Source organism: Agrobacterium sp. 22-223-1 (genome assembly GCF_053522385.1).
Map to the genome: position 1 here is coordinate 119,855 of NZ_JBNWCN010000007.1, position 16,258 is coordinate 136,112.

The 16,258-nt window shown below is 60.0% G+C and carries 16 protein-coding genes; 8 read left to right on the plus strand and 8 right to left on the minus strand.

Annotated features, from left to right (window positions below; all coding sequences use genetic code 11):
* Positions 1-3: 3 nt before the first annotated feature.
* A complete protein-coding gene (locus ACQZ60_RS23220; protein ID WP_448736208.1) occupies positions 4-1,047 on the plus strand; it encodes a DUF2332 domain-containing protein in 1,044 nt (347 codons plus the stop codon).
* Here the strand turns inward: ACQZ60_RS23220 and ACQZ60_RS23225 are convergent.
* The 5 genes from ACQZ60_RS23225 to ACQZ60_RS23245 are packed head-to-tail and all read right to left on the minus strand — an operon-like array spanning position 1,044 to position 6,537.
* Positions 1,044-1,598 (minus strand): sarcosine oxidase subunit gamma, encoded by a 555-nt coding sequence (locus ACQZ60_RS23225; protein ID WP_196378915.1) that lies wholly within the window; start codon positions 1,596-1,598, stop codon positions 1,044-1,046. The genes ACQZ60_RS23220 and ACQZ60_RS23225 overlap by 4 nt on opposite strands.
* Positions 1,591-4,551, minus strand: a complete 2,961-nt coding sequence (locus ACQZ60_RS23230; RefSeq protein ID WP_448736209.1) for a sarcosine oxidase subunit alpha — start codon at positions 4,549-4,551, stop codon at positions 1,591-1,593. Before ACQZ60_RS23230 ends, ACQZ60_RS23225 begins: the two co-directional genes overlap by 8 nt.
* The gene (locus ACQZ60_RS23235; RefSeq protein WP_003508553.1) at positions 4,548-4,862 is read right to left on the minus strand and encodes a sarcosine oxidase subunit delta; all 315 of its coding nucleotides are present in this window, start codon (positions 4,860-4,862) and stop codon (positions 4,548-4,550) included. The genes ACQZ60_RS23230 and ACQZ60_RS23235 overlap by 4 nt, the downstream gene beginning before the upstream one ends.
* Before the next feature lie 11 nt (positions 4,863-4,873).
* A complete protein-coding gene (locus ACQZ60_RS23240) occupies positions 4,874-5,284 on the minus strand; it encodes a hypothetical protein (protein WP_448736210.1) in 411 nt (136 codons plus the stop codon).
* Positions 5,284-6,537, minus strand: a complete 1,254-nt coding sequence (locus ACQZ60_RS23245) for a sarcosine oxidase subunit beta family protein (protein ID WP_003522141.1) — start codon at positions 6,535-6,537, stop codon at positions 5,284-5,286. The genes ACQZ60_RS23240 and ACQZ60_RS23245 overlap by 1 nt, the downstream gene beginning before the upstream one ends.
* A gap of 316 nt (positions 6,538-6,853) precedes the next feature.
* Between ACQZ60_RS23245 and rpsU the strand changes: the two genes are divergently transcribed.
* Entirely contained in the window at positions 6,854-7,081 is a 228-nt protein-coding gene (gene rpsU, locus ACQZ60_RS23250; protein ID WP_003508541.1) for a 30S ribosomal protein S21, read from the plus strand.
* A 133-nt stretch (positions 7,082-7,214) separates the two neighbouring features.
* Positions 7,215-8,111, plus strand: a complete 897-nt coding sequence (locus tag ACQZ60_RS23255) for a tetratricopeptide repeat protein (protein WP_003508539.1) — start codon at positions 7,215-7,217, stop codon at positions 8,109-8,111.
* A gap of 72 nt (positions 8,112-8,183) precedes the next feature.
* On the opposite strand, the gene ACQZ60_RS23260 is transcribed toward ACQZ60_RS23255, so the two are convergent.
* A complete protein-coding gene (locus tag ACQZ60_RS23260; RefSeq protein ID WP_035239160.1) occupies positions 8,184-8,450 on the minus strand; it encodes a DUF6074 family protein in 267 nt (88 codons plus the stop codon).
* A gap of 340 nt (positions 8,451-8,790) precedes the next feature.
* Here ACQZ60_RS23260 and ACQZ60_RS23265 point away from each other — a divergent pair, with 340 nt between their 5' ends.
* Together ACQZ60_RS23265 and ACQZ60_RS23270 are read left to right on the plus strand one after the other, a co-directional pair.
* The gene (locus ACQZ60_RS23265) at positions 8,791-9,069 is read left to right on the plus strand and encodes an exopolysaccharide production repressor protein (protein WP_059756990.1); all 279 of its coding nucleotides are present in this window, start codon (positions 8,791-8,793) and stop codon (positions 9,067-9,069) included.
* 110 nt (positions 9,070-9,179) lie between these two features.
* Positions 9,180-10,169, plus strand: a complete 990-nt coding sequence (locus ACQZ60_RS23270) for a glycosyltransferase family 2 protein (protein ID WP_448736211.1) — start codon at positions 9,180-9,182, stop codon at positions 10,167-10,169.
* Between the two features lie 188 nt (positions 10,170-10,357).
* Here ACQZ60_RS23270 and ACQZ60_RS23275 read toward each other — a convergent pair whose 3' ends face one another.
* Together ACQZ60_RS23275 and ACQZ60_RS23280 are read right to left on the minus strand one after the other, a co-directional pair.
* Complete coding sequence (locus ACQZ60_RS23275; protein ID WP_448736212.1) at positions 10,358-11,326, minus strand: polysaccharide pyruvyl transferase family protein; 969 nt, start codon at positions 11,324-11,326, stop codon at positions 10,358-10,360.
* A gap of 52 nt (positions 11,327-11,378) precedes the next feature.
* A complete protein-coding gene (locus ACQZ60_RS23280) occupies positions 11,379-12,344 on the minus strand; it encodes a glycosyltransferase family 2 protein (protein WP_448736213.1) in 966 nt (321 codons plus the stop codon).
* Between the two features lie 118 nt (positions 12,345-12,462).
* Between ACQZ60_RS23280 and ACQZ60_RS23285 the strand changes: the two genes are divergently transcribed.
* From ACQZ60_RS23285 to exoK, 3 genes are all read left to right on the plus strand, one after another.
* Complete coding sequence (locus tag ACQZ60_RS23285; RefSeq protein WP_448736214.1) at positions 12,463-13,941, plus strand: lipopolysaccharide biosynthesis protein; 1,479 nt, start codon at positions 12,463-12,465, stop codon at positions 13,939-13,941.
* 372 nt (positions 13,942-14,313) lie between these two features.
* A complete protein-coding gene (locus tag ACQZ60_RS23290; RefSeq protein WP_003522134.1) occupies positions 14,314-15,462 on the plus strand; it encodes an acyltransferase family protein in 1,149 nt (382 codons plus the stop codon).
* A 4-nt stretch (positions 15,463-15,466) separates the two neighbouring features.
* Positions 15,467-16,258: an endo-1,3-1,4-beta-glycanase ExoK gene (exoK, locus tag ACQZ60_RS23295; protein ID WP_035260305.1), complete on the plus strand. Its 792-nt coding sequence runs from the start codon at positions 15,467-15,469 to the stop codon at positions 16,256-16,258.

The window sequence follows — 16,258 nt, forward strand, 5'->3', positions numbered from 1 at the left end:
CGCATGCATGACGAAGCCGTAAGGAATGCGTTTCTCGTGCAGGCAAGAGCCTGCGACAGCCTCGGCTCGCCCTTTACCGCACGGCTCTGCCGCGCCATGGCAGCAAGGCTCGACCGCCATACCGAGGTGGGCGAGCGGATTTTATCCTGGCCCGGCGATGCCGGCCCCGCGGGCGATTCCGTTCCCCTGCGGCTGGCGGGCGCCCTGCATGCGCTCGCCATCGAGGAAAAGATCGCGCCGCTTGCCGAAATCCCGCCGGAAGACGAAGAAGCGCTCTGGCAGGCCTGCGCCAGCGCCCTGCGTTTTCATTCCCCCTTCATCCTCGAAAGGTTGAAATCACCGCCGCAGACCAACGAGGTTCGCCGTTCCGCCGTTCTGCTGCCGGGCTTTCTTTCGATTGCGGCACTGACCGGCAAGCCGCTGGTGCTTTCCGAAGTCGGAGCCAGCGCTGGCCTCAACCTGCAATTCGACCGTTACCGATATCGCCTCGGCGATCTCACCTGGGGTGAGCAATCCGATGTTTTCCTGTCGCCGGAATGGCGCGGCGACACCCCGGCCCATGAGCAGATCGAGGTTATCGAGCGCGCCGGCTGCGATCTCAACCCGCTCGACCCGTCATCCGCCGAAGATCGCCTGCGGCTGATGTCCTATGTCTGGGCCGATCAGACAGACCGGCTGGAGCGAACCGCCGCCGCCCTGCGGATAGCGGTGGAGCATGGCCTGCATGTCGAGAAGGCGGACGCGGTCGACTGGCTGAAACGCCGCCTTGCCACGCAATATGCGGGTGCTGTCCACGTCGTCTATCACTCAGTCGCCTGGCAATATCTGCCCGATGGACTGAAACAGGCAGGCGAGGCTGCGATTGCCGAAGCTGGAACCCGCGCCATGCCGGATGCCCCGCTTGCCCGGCTGCAAATGGAGGCGGATGCGACGCCGGGCGGTGCCGCCATTACCCTGCAGATCTGGCCGACCGGCGAGAAACAGGAAATCGGCCGGGCCGATTTCCATGGGCGATGGGTGGAATGGCGGGGCTGGATGGCAGGTTAAACCGCCACGTCCTCAGCCGCCTCCTGCAGCAGCCCGCCGACATATTCCGCAAAGGAACGCCAGCATTCCACCCGGAACGTATCGTCCGCCGTGCGCAGCAGCACCACTTCCGCCTTGCCGAAAACGGTGCGCGAGCAAGCGCCAACGGGGAACTTTGCGAGAGAAAGATCCTGCGGGCAGCCGGCATTGAGTGCCGCTTCCGCACCGGCGCCGGAGACGATGACGGCCGTGTTGCGGTGGGAAATATCGGTTGCAGAAAACAGGCCGGAAACGCCGGCGAGAGCCGCCATCAAGTCGCTCTCGCCCTGATCGATCACCAGCCATTCATCCGGGCCGAGCCACAAAGCGGACCGCAGGCCCGAGGTGACGGAGCTTTTCGGGCTGGCAGGCAGGGCAAGACCGAGCGCTTCCGAAAGTGCCGGCAGGGCGCTTTCCCGGGCGCGCAGCGACAGCCGCGATGCGGAAGCAGCGGGTTTCAGCGAAACGAAGGGAGAGCCGCCGTGAAAATCCTCGAGCACGGATTTGCGTTTTGCGTGAAGTTTGTCAGCCATTGAGACGGGCTCCTTCCTTGTCGAGGAAGACCATGTCGGTCACTTCGACGGCAATGGTTTTATCGGCGAGCGGAATATAGAGCGTTTCGCCCATGCGCGCCCTGCCATCCGCCACCAGCGCGAAAGCGATGGAATGGCCGAGATTTTCCGACCAGTAGGCGGAGGTGACATGGCCGAGCATGGTCATGGGTTTCGGCTGGTTTGGATCGACAACGATCTGGCCGCCCTCGTCCGGAACGATCAGCCGGTCTTTCGTCTTCAGGCCGACAAGCTGTTTGCGGCCGGAGCGCGTGAGATCGGGGCGTTTCAGCCCGCGAATGCCGACGAAATCCGTCTTCTTCTTGGAAACGGCCCAGGCAAGCCCGGCATCGTCAGGCGTCACAGTGCCGTCCGTATCCTGGCCGACGATGATATAGCCCTTTTCCGCACGCAGGATATGCATGGTCTCGGTGCCATAAAGGCAGCCGCCGACGGCTTCCGCTCTTTCGCGGATCGCGGTCCAGACAGCTGCGCCATAGTCCGCAGGAACATTGATTTCGAAACCGAGTTCGCCGGTAAAGGACACGCGGAAAAGCCGCGTCGGCACGCCGCAGAATGTGCCTTCGGCCACCGCCATATGCGGGAAGGCCTCCGGCGAGAGATCGATGCCCTCGACGAAGGGCGCGATAACCTCGCGCGCCTTTGGCCCCTGCACGGCAATCACGGCCCATTGTTCGGTGGCCGAGGTGAGCCAGACATTGAGATCGGGGAATTCGGTCTGGAGATAATCTTCCATGTGCTGGAGAACGCGCGGCGCACCGCCCGTGGTCGTCGTCACATGGAAACGGTCTTCGGCAAGACGCCCGACGACGCCGTCGTCGTAAACGAAACCGTCTTCGCGGGTCATGATGCCGTAACGGCAGCGGCCGGGTTTCAGCGTGTCCCAGGCATTGGTGTAAATGAGGTTCAGGAACTTCGCCGCATCCGGGCCGACCACCTCGATCTTGCCGAGTGTGGAGGCATCGAACACGCCAACGCTTGTCCGAACCGTCTTGCATTCACGGTTGATCGCCTCATGCATATCCTCGCCCGCCCGCGGGAAGAACCAGGCGCGTTTCCAGTTGCCGACATCCTCGAACACCGCACCGGCAGCCAGCTCTTCCTCGTGCATCGGCGTCTTGCGGGCCGGATCGAACAGCGCGCCGCGCGAATGGTTGATGAGCGTGCCGAAGGTGACCGGCGTATAGGGCTGGCGGAAGGTGGTGAGACCGACCTTGGGCAAATCCCGGCCAAGCGCCTCCGATGCGATGGCAAGGCCGTGCATATTGGACATCTTGCCCTGATCGGACGCCATGCCATTGGTGGTGAAGCGCTTGATATGCTCGACGGAATGCATGCCCTCGCGCACGGCGAGGCGGATATCCTTGGCGCAGACATCGTGCTGGAAATCGATGAAAGCCTTGACGCCGGTGCCTTCGCCCGCGCCTTCGGCCGCGCCGATCATGCCGCCTGTCCAGGTCCGCGCATTCTCGCCGGAAAACTCCACGCCGCCGCCACCGGCAGCCGCAGCCTCGGCAATCAGCGCGGAAAGATCGTCCGTGCCGTTGCAGGCGCCGATGGAGACACCGTTCTGCACATGGATATCCGGCAGGAAACGCTGGTTAGCCGCGTCAAACTTCAGCTTGCCGCGCGATTGCGAGAAGAGATGCACCGAAGGCGTCCAGCCGGCCGAAACCACAAGCGCATCAATGGCGATCTTGCGCTTGTTGGAGCCGCCATTGCGGCCAACGGTCATCGAGGAGACGCGCAGGCGGCCGGCGGTGTTGTAAACGCCATGGCCCGCCAGCACTTCGATGCCGAGCGCCCGCGCCTCATCCAGCAGGCGCTGATCCGGGTTCTCGCGGCAATCGACGATGGCGGCGATTTTCACCCCGGCCTTCTTCAGATCGAAGGCCGTCTCATAGGCCGAATCATGGGCGGTGTAGACCCCGACATTTTGGCCCACGGCGACGCCGTAATGGTTGAGATAGGTGCGTGCGGCCGAGGCCAGCATGATGCCGGGGCGGTCATTATTGGCAAAGACCATGTGGCGTTCAATCGCACCCGCCGCCAGCACGACCTTTTTGGCGCGCACCTGCCACAGCCGCTCACGCGGCTGGTGTCTGGCGGGCGTGGCGAGATGATCGGTCACCCGCTCGGCCAGCGCCACGAAATTGTGGTTGTAATAACCAAAAGCGGTGGTGCGGGTCAGAACCCGCACATTGGGCAGGGACTTCAGTTCGGCAAGAACCTTCTGCGCCCATTCGTAACCGGGCAGGCCGTCGATGACAGTACCGGTGTCGAAACGCAGCGCGCCGCCGACTTCGGCATTTTCATCGACCAGAATGACGCTGGCGCCGGTTTTCGCGGCAGCAAGCGCCGCGGTCAGACCAGCGACGCCGGCGCCGGCCACCAGCACGTCGCAATGGGCATAACGGCCGGAATAATGATCCGCATCCGGCTCGCTCGGCGCCTTGCCGAGACCGGCGGCGCGGCGGATCAACGGTTCGTAAATCCTGTGCCAGGCGGCCTTCGGCCACATGAAGGTCTTATAATAAAACCCGGCCGCGAACATCGGCGAAAGGAGGTCGTTGATTGCACTCAGATCGAAGGATAGCGACGGAAAGCGGTTCTGCGAGGCGATGATCGCGCCGTCGAACACTTCCTGCACCGTGGCGCGAACATTGGGCTGCTTGCGCAGGCTGTCCCGCGACACATCGATCAGCGCATTCGGCTCTTCCGGCCCGGCGGAAAGGAAGCCGCGCGGCCGGTGATATTTGAACGAGCGGCCGATCAGATGCACGCCATTGGCCAGAAGCGCGGAGGCGACCGTGTCCCCCTCCAGCGCCGGATAAATCTTGCCATCGAAGGTGAAGCGCGCGGTTCTGGCCGGGGTGAGACGACCGGCCCCCTTGATACGATAATCGCCGCTCATTGCCCGGCTCCCTTTTCTGCGGAAAGGACCGTCTCAGTATCGGGTTTCGGCTCACCCGCCTTGTAGGTCATCAGGAATTTGTCGCTGACCGAATCACGGGCGGCGTTGAAGAAGCGGCCGCAGCCGTGAATGTGACGCCATCGCTCGAAAACGAGGCCCTTGTCATTGTCGCGAATGAAGAAATATTCGGCGAAGGCCTCGTCGGAAATATCGGCGATGTTTTCCGGCCGGGCGATATGGGCTTCGCCCGCCCAGCGGAATTCCAGTTCGGAACGGTCTTCCCCGCAATAGGGGCAATGGATCAGAAGCATCGTCGCTCCACCTAGAGAGAATTTTCCGGAAGCGCTGTTCCGGCGGGTTGGTCACACAGCCGCTTTCCCATGGCTACGAAAGGGGAAAGCCGCTTTAAAAGCTGCTCGAAATTATCGAAAGGGCGTAGCGCCGAAGCCCGGCCCATATTGACGATGGCAACCGCCATCATGTCGGTGTCGATCGCAAAGGGGTAATCCTGCTCGCCATCCTCCTTCTCGCCGACAAAATAAACCATCTTGTTCGCGAGACTCGGAGCACAGAGAAGCAGGCCTTTTTCCGCCACGAAGGGCCAGTCTTTCTCACCGTGCATCTTCGCAATCTTCTGGCTGCGAAAATCCTTGGCCTCGGGAATGACGCTGCCGACGGGCACGGCGGCGGCCGCACCTGATATGTTGATCGCAAGCATGGCCGCCGCCAGCATCAATGCGCCACCGCGGCAGCGGCAGCCTCATCGATAAGACGGCCGGTGCGGAACCGGTCGAGCGTCAGCCCCGCCGCCAGACGATGCGGTTCGCCCCGCGCGATGAGATGCGCGAAAAGATTGGCCGAACCCGGCGTCGCCTTGAAGCCGCCCGTGCCCCAGCCGCAATTGACGAAGAGGTTCGGCACCGGCGTCACGCTCTGGATCGCCGAGCGGTCAGGCGTGTTGTCGGTAATGCCGCCCCATTGCCGCATCATCTTGACGCGGCGGAAGATCGGGAACAGCTCGCAGATGGCGTCGAGCGTGTGGGTGATGATCTGCAGGCCGCCGGTCTGGGAATAGGAGTTATATTGATCGGTGCCCGCGCCGATGACCAACTCGCCCTTGTCGGATTGCGAAATATAGGCGTGGACCGTGTTGGACATCACCACGCAGGGGAAGATCGGCTTCAGCGGCTCCGACACCAGGGCCTGCAGCGGGTTGGAATGCAGCGGAACGCGCACATCCGCCATTTTCATGATGACGGAGGAATGACCGGCGGCGGAAACGCCGATTTTCTTCGCACCGATGAAACCGCGATTGGTCTCCACACCCGTCACCGCCCCGTCCGGCCCACGGCGAATGCCCGTGACCTCGCAGTTCTGGATGATGTGCACGCCGCGGTCGGAGGCCGCGCGGGCATAACCCCAGGCCACCGCATCGTGGCGCGCCGTGCCGCCGCGGCGCTGGAGCGCTGCGCCATTGATCGGATACCGCGCATTGCCGGAAATATCGAGCGGCGGGCAATAGGCTTTCGCCTGCTCCGGCGTCAGCCACTCATTGTCGATGCCGTAAAGACGGTTGGCATTGATATGGCGGCTGAAGGACTGCCGGTCATGGATATTGTGCGACAGCATCATCACGCCGCGCGCCGAATACATGACGTTGTAATTGAGATCCTGGCTCAGGCCTTCCCACAGTTTCAGGGAATGCTCGTAAATATCCATGCTCTCTTCATAGAGATAGTTGGAGCGGATGATGGTGGTGTTGCGGCCAGTATTGCCGCCGCCAAGCCAGCCTTTTTCCAGAACTGCGACATTGGTAATGCCGTGTTCCTTGGCAAGATAATAGGCAGCCCCGAGCCCGTGGCCGCCGCCGCCGATGATGATGACATCGTAATCCTTGCGCGGTTCGGGCGAGGCCCATTGCGCATCCCACCCCTTATGACCCCTGAGCGCCTCACGCGCCACGGCAAAAACGGAATATTTGCGCATTCGCAATCTGCTCCTCAAGAACCGGCCAGAGGCCGGAAACATGGCTTCGGCCCTTATCATACACATGGCAAATCGGGATGGGAGGCAATATCCATTTTGCGACGCCGCAATGATTTTGTTTCGACATCGCAGGCAGAAATCCGGGCAAGCCGCATTTTGCTGGGTGATTATGCGCTACCGGCTGGACTTGCTGCAAATGATCTGTTATTGCACGTCACCAATCGCCCGGCTCGACAGCCGAACGAACGATTTTTTATTTGCGTGCGAATGCCTTATTCACATAGCAAATTAACCAAACCAAAGGAACGGGATTCACGTGCAGGTACTAGTCCGCGACAATAACGTTGATCAGGCGCTCCGCGCCCTGAAGAAAAAGATGCAGCGCGAAGGCATTTTCCGTGAAATGAAAATGCGCGATTACTACGAAAAGCCCTCCCAGAAGCGCGCTCGCGAAAAGGCTGAAGCCGTTCGCCGCGTTCGCAAGCTGGCACGCAAGCGTGCACAGCGCGAAGGTCTGGTTGCAGGCCCCCGCGCAGGCCGTTAATAGGCCGTCTTTTGGACGTTTTTGAATGCTTGTTGGGCGGGGGCGATCAATTCGCCGCCGCTCTTTGTGTTTGTGGCCGGAGAACGCTCTTGAAAACGACCGTGAGACCGGCCTGCGAGGGAACCCACACCGAATGATCGCTGTCGACGCCTGTGTTGTGAAAAACTCCGATGCCTCCACGCGCCGGGTGCCATTGAAAAACAACAGAGGGTTCCGCGCTTCTCTGGTCGTCTGTACCGTCCTTGCCGGTCTTTCCGGCTGCGCGACATCCAACCAGACGGAAGATGTATTCAGGATCGACCGTGCCCAGGGTTCGCAGGAAAACATCGCCTCGCTCACCTCGGTCATCAACGCCAATCCGCAGGATCCCGAAGGCTATAACGTCCGTGGCTCGGCTTACGGCCGCGCCGGCGATTCGCGCCGCGCCATCGAGGATTTCAACAAGGCGCTGCAGCTCAACCCGCGCTTTTATCAGGCCTATGCCAACCGCGCGCTGGTCTATCGCAACTCCGGGCAGCAGCAGCAGGCCCTGCAGGACTACAACGCCGCCCTGCAGATCAATCCGAGCTACGATGTGGCACTGATCGGCCGCGGTAATCTTTACCGCCAGTCCGGGCGTGTGAACGAAGCCTTCAACGATTTCTCCCGCGCCATCGAGCTTGAAACCACCGACGGACGCGCCTGGCACAATCGCGGGCTGATCTACCAGCTGCGCAACCAGCATGCCCAGGCCATCGAGGACTTCTCCAAGGCAATCTCGCTGTCGTCGACCTCGCCGGAGCCCTATAACGGCCGCGGCCTTTCCTATGTCGCCTTGAACGACGATGAAAACGCCTTCGCCGATTTCAACCACGCCATTTCGCTGGATGGCAATGTGGCGGAATCCTGGGCCAACCAGGCGCTTGTTTATGAGCGTCGCGGCGAGATGGCCAAGGCCGCCAAGTCCTATGGCCATGCGGCCCGGCTCGATCCGAAATACAAGCCCGCACTCGACGGCGTTGCCCGCACACGCGGCGCCGGCGCTTCCTGATCAAACGGGTATGAACAAAAAAGCCGGCAGGTTTGACACCTGCCGGCTTTTTTTATGGAAAACGCTGAGGCCTCAATGGCTGTCGCGGCGTGCCTCTGGCGTGGCATCGCCCGCCCACAATTCAGCCTGCACGGCGTTTTGAAATTCCATGACCTCGCGCCGCATGGCGGCGTCCTCATAACCAAGCGCCATCAGACGGGCGGCCAGCTCACGGCACTCCCTGCGCCAGAAATCATTCGCCTCCACACCATGCAGCCGGTCGAGCATGGTTGCACATCTTTTTACGTCGGCAATACGGTTCTTTGCCGGAAAGGCGATTACTTCTGAACTCGTTGTCACGCGGGCACCTTGCTCTTGCTGAGGAATCAATACCGACTTTTTAAAGGCGAGATGGTTAACGAAGTCTGCAGAGGGCGTAAGACAGCCGACAATGGCCGCAAGAGAACGATTTTACGCCTCTCAAAAGCAGGAAATCGCCTGGTAAGGCAGCCCCGATTGGGGGAAGTCATCGATTACCAAGGAATTTACCAATCAAGATTACCGAAATTTCATGCCGCAACCGTTAGAAGAAGTATATGTGTGTTGAAACAGCACCGGTCTCATCGTATATTTCTTGCAAAGAAGAAAAATGCCGCAGCGCAGTCAAAAATGGAGAAATCGTTCTCGGGAGGAGAGCACCATGTATGCACCTCGTGTTTTTTTCAGCATGATCGGTGCATTGCTTACCTTTGCGGTTGCGACATATTTCATCCACGGCTCGTTCTATACGGCATTCATCCAGACCCTCATCTGCGCGGTCATTCTGCAAGTCGGTTATTTTGTTGGGATTCTCGTTCTGGTCGCCCGGGAAAAGCGGCGCATGCGCGAAACCTTCGCGCGGGACCGTGGCGCCGAGGCAATGCAGGCGGACGCCGTAAAAAGCCCGCCGCCGCACGGTGCGAAACTGACCGATATGTGAGCTTTCACGCAGCTTCATTTATTGCGTCGCAAAAAAATCGCTTGCATCCATACCCGTGACACTTTCTGCTGGCCAAATCCTGACGGTTGGTCAAAGCAGAAGGACAATACATGGTGAGCGGTTCACAGCCCATTTGCGTCATCATCGCTGCGAAAAATGCATTCGAAACAATCGATATCGCCATACGTTCCGCCCTTGTGGAGCCGGAGGTCGGCGAAGTCGTGGTAATCGACGATGGTTCCACCGACACGACGAGCGATGTGGCGCATGCGGCGGATGACGGCACGGGCCGTCTGCGGGTCGTGCGATTCGAGGTCAATCGAGGCCCTTCGGCTGCACGCAACCACGCCATCTCGATTTCATCGGCGCCGCTCATCAGCATTCTCGATGCGGACGACTTCTTTTTCCGGGGTCGTTTCGCCGCCATGCTGGCCGATGACGACTGGGATCTGGTGGCCGACAATATCGCCTTCATCCAGCAATCGGTCCCCGGCGCATCATCCATGCAGCCGGCCCGCTTCGAACCGCAGGCACGATTTCTGTCGCTGACGGAATTCGTGGAAGGCAATATTTCCAGGCCCGGCGTCGAACGCGGGGAAACCGGGTTTCTGAAGCCAGTCATACGCCGCGCTTTTCTCGACAAACATGCTCTGCGTTACGATGACGGCCTGCGGCTCGGTGAAGATTACGAGCTTTACGTGCGGGCGCTGGCCGCCGGTGCGCGCTACAAGGTCATCCGTCATTGCGGTTACGGCGCGATCGTGCGCGGCAACTCGCTGAGCGGCCGCCATCGTACCGAAGATCTTCGCCGCTTATATGAGGCGGACAAGGCCATTCTCGCCGGTTGCCGGCTTTCGGCAGAGGAAACGTCGATCCTGCGCGAACATGAAAAACACATTCGCGCCAAATTCGAGCTTCGCCATTTTCTCGATGCGAAAAAGCAGAAGGGCATGGGCGGCGCGCTGAGCCATGCCTTTGCGCGGCTCCCCGCCCTGCCCGCCATCACACGCGGCATCTGGAGCGACAAGACCGCCCGATTCCGTAAATCGCCGCCGGTGCGGGATGTGCGTTATCTGCTGGACGGTACGCCGGTTTCGTAGGGGAAAAGACGACCTGCGACAATTCCTCTCCGTCATCCTCGGGCTTGTCCCGAGGATTTACTCACGTATCGTATGATCGGTCGGTTGCAGATGCTCGGGACAGGCCCGAGCATGACGATAGAGACCCTAGAGATGGCATCCTCAAGCGAAGGCGGCAGAAAATTCTCTGCCGCATTCACTCTTCGCCATCAGAGATAATCCCGCTTCACCGTTTCCAGAACGGCGGCAAAACGCTCCTTGCGCTCCTCCAGCCGGCCATCCGGGCTGAGACGCGGCTCCGCGCGGCTTGCCTGCCAGAGCGCCAGCGTGGAAGGCGCGGCCAGCACCTGCTTGGCCAATTTGCGCAATGACCGGGACTGCGTTTCCTGCGGCCGCACCAGCACGTCACCCTCATGCGCCGGGCCTTCATGCGCCGGAACAGAACCGGTCTCGGCAATGACGGGGCCGGGCGGTGGCGGGAAGCTCATGCCCCAGAAGCGCGAGCCCTTTTTCGCCGCCTCGGCGCGGGTCGAAACCGGCACATAGCGCGGCTGATATTCGACACCCACGCTGCCGGCCCAGTCGCTCCATTTGAAGCTGTTGATCGACGGCGAGGTGCTGACCGCGACCCATGGCACGCGGAAGGCATCGGCAAGGATTGCGCCATGCATGGATTCGGCAACGATGAATTCCGACTGGGCGATGGCGCGGATCACCGCTTTCGCCTCGCCGCGCGGGTCGAGATAGGTCAGTCCCGCCGGTTCGCAGACGGTTTCCCACATGCCGAATTCCGCCGATTCCCAGTGCGGAACGAAGGTCTTCTTGTAGAGCTTCGGCAGGCCTTTGAAATCGGGCATCTCGGTGACCATGACGGCCGGGTCGACAATGCCCTTTTCGGGCGCGAGCCCCAGCTTGGCGGCGGTTTTTTCGCCGCGCACGCAACGAATATCCCAGAACTCGGTGCTGGTATCCGGCACCGCGCCATAACCATAACCGCTGCCGATCACCAGCTTGCGCTGCTTTGCGGGCAAAAGAACGTCGTTCAGCACGGTGCCGACGCCGACGAGCATGACATCGTCATGCACATCGCGAAGGCCCGGAAGCAGAAAATCCCACAGCCACAGGTTGAGATCGTCACCGAAATTTCCGTGATGAGATTCCCAGTGGTAAGGTTTCATGAGGTCACTCCTGGGTGAAAAAACATATAAATTCTTGCGGGCGAGAATTCGCTCATCTGGAGCGGACGATTTTTCCAGCACCAAGCTCGAAAGCGGCGCGCAGCAGTGCCGGATCGCGCATCGCCCATTTCAGGAGCAGCCCGAATTCGGGCGCCTTGCGCCGTTTCAGATTGCCCGCCTGGCTCCACAGCGCCTGTTTACGCGCCGTGTTTTTATAGGAAGCGATGGAGGCGACATCGTCCGGCCGGCGTGAAAAACGCCCCTCCAGCGTATCGAGCGCCACCCAGGTATTGAACTGCTGGCGCAGGAATTCCGGCGAGGTGTTGTCGATGCTGTGGAAGATATTGACCCCCATGCCGCGCATCGCGCCGGCGTCGTCACAGAGAAGCGTGCGCTTCGATGCGAGGATGGAATCGCAGAAAAACAGCACGTCTTCCGCCGCCAGACGAAGCGCCGGGTCAAAGCGGATTTTCTCAAAAAGAGGACGGCCGATCACCATGCAGGAGAGATGCAGGAAGCTCCAGTTGCGCAGCATCACACTTGCCAGATCCGGCAGCTCGATCACCAGCGGCCTCTCGGAAAGCCTTGCCGCACCCTCATTCTTCTCGAGTTCGGAAATGGCAAAATGATAATAAAATTCGTCACTTGCCTGCATGGATGCCCAGTAGCACTCGCCGCCATAGGTCTGAAGCGCAAAGGCCGCATTCTGCAGATGATCGGGTGTCCAGATATCGTCGGAATCAAGAAAGGCGACATAGTCGGTGCCGTCAGGCACATTGTCCAGACCGGTGTTGCGGGCGCCGCCCGGGCCGGCATTGGCCTGTTTAATGACGAGAATCCGGTCTTTCTCACCCTGCGAAAGTTCCGCAAGTTCCTGATCGATCGGGTATGGCGATTCGTCATCGACGATGACAAGATCGAAATCCTGGTAAGTCTGCGCAAAAACCGATGCGAGTGCACGTCCCAAGACACCGTGCTGCTTTTGGTAGTAGGGAATGACGACAGTAAATCTTGCCATTGTTTCGCCCCTTGCGTTGATCAAGAAGTGTCGGGCCCGATCCTAAAAGCGGCCCCGATGGTATCGGCAACTCCCAACCGGCTTTCCTCCCGCCGGCCTCCAGAAACAGGATGCTTGTATGCCCCCAGCGCCAAATGTAAAGACCATCACCACGAATGTCGGCTGGAGCGTTTTATCAAAAACAGGGACATTCGGGCTTAAATTTGTCACGGTCCCAATTCTCGCAAGACTGCTTTCCCCGGAGGAATTCGGGGTGGTTGCGGTAGGACTAACGGTTGTACAGTTTCTGACCATGATCGCCGGCGCGGGGCTGACCTCTGCCCTGATCGTCGAAAAGGAAGAGGATATGGAAACGATCCATACCGTCTTCTGGGCCAATCTCGCCATCTCCTGCACCATGGCCGCCGTCCTCTACATCTGGGCGGAATTTTTCGGCGGGCTGCTGGGTGCGGTGGAGAGTGCCTATCTGCTGCGCATCATGGCCTTCCTCATTCCGCTGCAGCTCGCAGGCGATGTCGCCTATTCGCTGCTCGCCCGGCGCATGAACTTCAGCCAGGACGCGGTGTGGAGCATGGCGTCGGAAAGCATCGCGGCGGTCGTCGCCGTCGCTCTCGCCCTTCTCGGCTTCGGCGTCTGGGCGCTGATCATCCAGCTTTTTGCCGCGGCCCTCATCCGGCTTGTCGGGCTTTATGCCGTTTCCCGCTATTGCCCGCGCTTCGTCATGAAACCGCGCCGGCTGGTGCCGCTTCTCGGCTTCAGCTCGGGGCTGATGGGCTCGGAAATCGCCAATTTCGTTACCTTCCAGTCGCCGATGGTGGTCATTGCCCGGCATCTTGGGCTGGCGGATGCCGGCGCCTATTCCGCCTCCAACCGCTTTGCCAGCATTCCCAATCAGGTGGTTCTGTCGGCCGTCATGGGTGTCCTGTTTCCCGCCTTCAGCCGCATGATGGACGACCCGCAACGCCGGCGCGATGCGCTGATGTTCAGTACGCAGGTACTGACCGTGCTCCTGGCACCGATGATGTTCGGCCTCTGGGCCGTGGCGGAGCCGGCCATGCTAGTCATCTTCGGACAGAACTGGGCCTATGCCTGGCCAGTCCTCGGTCTGCTCGCCCTCTCCAAAGCCATTTTGACGCCGTGCAGCACCTTCATCCCGTATTTGAAGGGAGCAGGTTACGGCCGCGTGCTGTTCTGGTCGGCAACGATCCGCGCCATCGTCACCACCGTCGCGGTCTGGCTTGCCGCGCTTTATGGCACCCTTATCGACGCGATGGTGTGGCTCTGCATCGTCAATGCGGTAACGCTGGTCGCCTATTCCTGGGCGGTGTTCAAGGCGAGCGATACGCCCTTCTTCCGCGGCCTTTATGTCAGCAGCCGGCCGATGATCGCAGCGCTGGTGATGGCCGTTGCGGTGCGTTATCTGCTTCACCTTCTGGCTGAGCGCGTTCCCAATGCCACGCTTCAGGTTCTCATCGGCGCTGCCGTCGGCGGCGTCATCTATGCGGTGCTTATCCTGCTGACCGAACGGGCGCTGCTCGGGAAAATTCTCGGAATGGTCAAATCGCGGCGCATGCGGGATACTGCAACCCAAGGTTAGTTCAACCGAAGAAAAACGCGCCTCATTTCCGCCGTTAACCGGCCTTTTCCGCGGTGATTTTCCTCGCTGCGGCAGGGCCGGATGGCGGTTCTTTTTGCAGCGCAATATCACGACAAATGACAATTTCACACGCTTCGGCGATTTTTAACGACGACCAGATTTACAAAAATGTCAGTAATTTCAGATATTTGAATTTTCACAGCAACAGGAATGGCCGGAACGCCAGACATTCACCCGCAAAATCTAAGCTTGTGTTTTTCCCGCGTCGCCACATTTTATCCCAAAGTCGAAACCAGACTTTCCAGTGCGGGCTTAAGTTCGCTCTGGTTGCAACGCGGCGTGGGTGGACGCCGCCCAATAGGGGTGACTGATGTGACTGTCGATCAGAACCTATCCTCCCGTATCAATTTGATGCGCATATTGCTGATCTCCGGGATCGTGTTCGTCCATGTGCCGCACGATGCCGAAACCAGCCCTTTTCTTGGCCTTTACGGTTTCTTCGACTGGCTGCGGGTTTTCCTGGGCGATGCGCTGTTTCGCATCGGCGTGCCCTGTCTCAGCGCCATTTCCGGCTATCTGCTGTTTCGCCGCGGCATGAGCGGTTTCGATTATCCGGCGACGATCCGCTCCAAGTCGAAAACCGTGCTGCTGCCCTTCCTTCTGTGGAACGGCGCGCTGTTTGCCGCCGTATTGCTGATCCAGCTCTTCGATGTCGGCGTGGGGTATTTCCCCGATCTGTGGAATGCGAGCCCGCGTGAAATCATCAGCCACGGAACGGCGCTTGAGGAACTGCCGGTGAATGTGCCGCTTTATTTCCTGCGAGACCTCTTCGTCTGCATCCTGCTGTCGCCGGTGCTCGCCTTTCTGATGCGCCGTTTCGCCCTGCCGACGCTCGCCATCCTGCTCTTCATCACCGCCATGCCAGACCTGACGATTTTCATCGTCCAGAAGAAATCCATTCTTTTCAGCTTCTCGCTCGGCATCGCGCTCGCGCTTCATCGTATCGACGTCAAGGCGCTGGACCCCTATGCCGTGCCGATCATGGCGCTGACCTTTGCCGCCTCGGCCATATTGGCGACGGGACTTTATTTCACCGGCCCGGAATTCACCTTCTGGCTCAACATGTCGCGCAATCTGCTTGCCGTCTTCGGCGCGCTCGGTTTCTGGGCGTCTTCTGCGCTGTTGATCCGCAGCCGGCTTGGTCAGCGGCTTGCCGAAACCGGCAGCCTGAGCTTCTGGATTTTCTGCGCCCATTATCCGCTGCTCGTCATAATGTGGATGGTGTGGAACAAGGGCGGGCCGGATTTCTACCCCGCTTTTTATATCAGCGCGACGCTTTCCGCCTTCGTCATTCTGGTGGTCAGCAATGCCCAGACCCGCAAATACCTGCCGGCCGTCTATGCCGTGCTGACCGGAAGCCGCAGCGGCAAAGGCAAGACGAAGGCCGATTTTGCGGCAAAACGGGCCGCCATGATCGGTCCGCCGACATCCGAAACGCTTTATTCGCAACGACAGAGGTGAACCAATGACAACATTTGTCACCCGCGTTCAGACACGCATTCTTCTCGCCGCGGCCCTTCTGGCCGCACCTTTTGCGACGCCGGGCCAGGCACAGGAAGGCAATGGCGCATCCTTCATCGAGAACTTCGATTCCATGGACAGAAGCTTCTGGTACGTTTCCGACGGCTGGAACAATGGCGCGCATCAGAACTGCACCTGGTCGAAGAAACTGGCGACGGTGGAAAACGGCCAGCTGACACTCGGTTTCGAAGAAACCAAGGCTGGAGACCGCAAATTCGCCTGCGGCGAAATCCAGACCAAGGGCCGTTATCGCTACGGCACCTATGAAGCACGCATGAAGGCCGCCACCGGCTCGGGCCTGAACTCCGCCTTCTTCACCTATATCGGCCCGACCGACAAGAAGCCGCACGATGAAATCGACTTCGAGGTTCTGGGCAAGAACACGGGCAAGGTGCAGCTCAACCAGTATATTTCCGCCAAGGGCGGCAATGAGAAGCTGGTGCCGGTGGAAGGCGGCGCCGATGCCGGCTTCAACGATTATGCCTTCGTCTGGGAGCCCCAGCGCCTGCGTTATTACGTCAACGGCAAGCTCGTCCATGAAGTGACGGATGAGTCGAAAATTCCCCAGAATGCCCAGAAGATTTTCTTCAGTCTGTGGGGCACCGATACGCTGAAGGACTGGATGGGCGCCTTCTCCTATTCCGGCGCAACGCAAATGATCGTCGACCGGTTTGCCTTCACGGCGCTCGGCGACAAATGCCAGTATCCGGAATCCATTGCCTGCGCCCTCAACTGA

What these genes read in the sequence shown, in the direction of transcription:
- ACQZ60_RS23220 (WP_448736208.1), top strand. Translation starts at nt 4, where the DNA reads ATGCATGACGAAGCCGTAAGGAATGCGTTTCTCGTGCAGGCAAGAGCC.
- ACQZ60_RS23225 (WP_196378915.1), bottom strand. Translation starts at nt 1,598, where the DNA reads ATGGCTGACAAACTTCACGCAAAACGCAAATCCGTGCTCGAGGATTTT.
- ACQZ60_RS23230 (WP_448736209.1), bottom strand. Translation starts at nt 4,551, where the DNA reads ATGAGCGGCGATTATCGTATCAAGGGGGCCGGTCGTCTCACCCCGGCC.
- ACQZ60_RS23235 (WP_003508553.1), bottom strand. Translation starts at nt 4,862, where the DNA reads ATGCTTCTGATCCATTGCCCCTATTGCGGGGAAGACCGTTCCGAACTG.
- ACQZ60_RS23240 (WP_448736210.1), bottom strand. Translation starts at nt 5,284, where the DNA reads ATGCTGGCGGCGGCCATGCTTGCGATCAACATATCAGGTGCGGCCGCC.
- ACQZ60_RS23245 (WP_003522141.1), bottom strand. Translation starts at nt 6,537, where the DNA reads ATGCGCAAATATTCCGTTTTTGCCGTGGCGCGTGAGGCGCTCAGGGGT.
- ACQZ60_RS23255 (WP_003508539.1), top strand. Translation starts at nt 7,215, where the DNA reads ATGATCGCTGTCGACGCCTGTGTTGTGAAAAACTCCGATGCCTCCACG.
- ACQZ60_RS23265 (WP_059756990.1), top strand. Translation starts at nt 8,791, where the DNA reads ATGTATGCACCTCGTGTTTTTTTCAGCATGATCGGTGCATTGCTTACC.
- ACQZ60_RS23270 (WP_448736211.1), top strand. Translation starts at nt 9,180, where the DNA reads ATGGTGAGCGGTTCACAGCCCATTTGCGTCATCATCGCTGCGAAAAAT.
- ACQZ60_RS23275 (WP_448736212.1), bottom strand. Translation starts at nt 11,326, where the DNA reads ATGAAACCTTACCACTGGGAATCTCATCACGGAAATTTCGGTGACGAT.
- ACQZ60_RS23280 (WP_448736213.1), bottom strand. Translation starts at nt 12,344, where the DNA reads ATGGCAAGATTTACTGTCGTCATTCCCTACTACCAAAAGCAGCACGGT.
- ACQZ60_RS23285 (WP_448736214.1), top strand. Translation starts at nt 12,463, where the DNA reads ATGCCCCCAGCGCCAAATGTAAAGACCATCACCACGAATGTCGGCTGG.
- exoK (WP_035260305.1), top strand. Translation starts at nt 15,467, where the DNA reads ATGACAACATTTGTCACCCGCGTTCAGACACGCATTCTTCTCGCCGCG.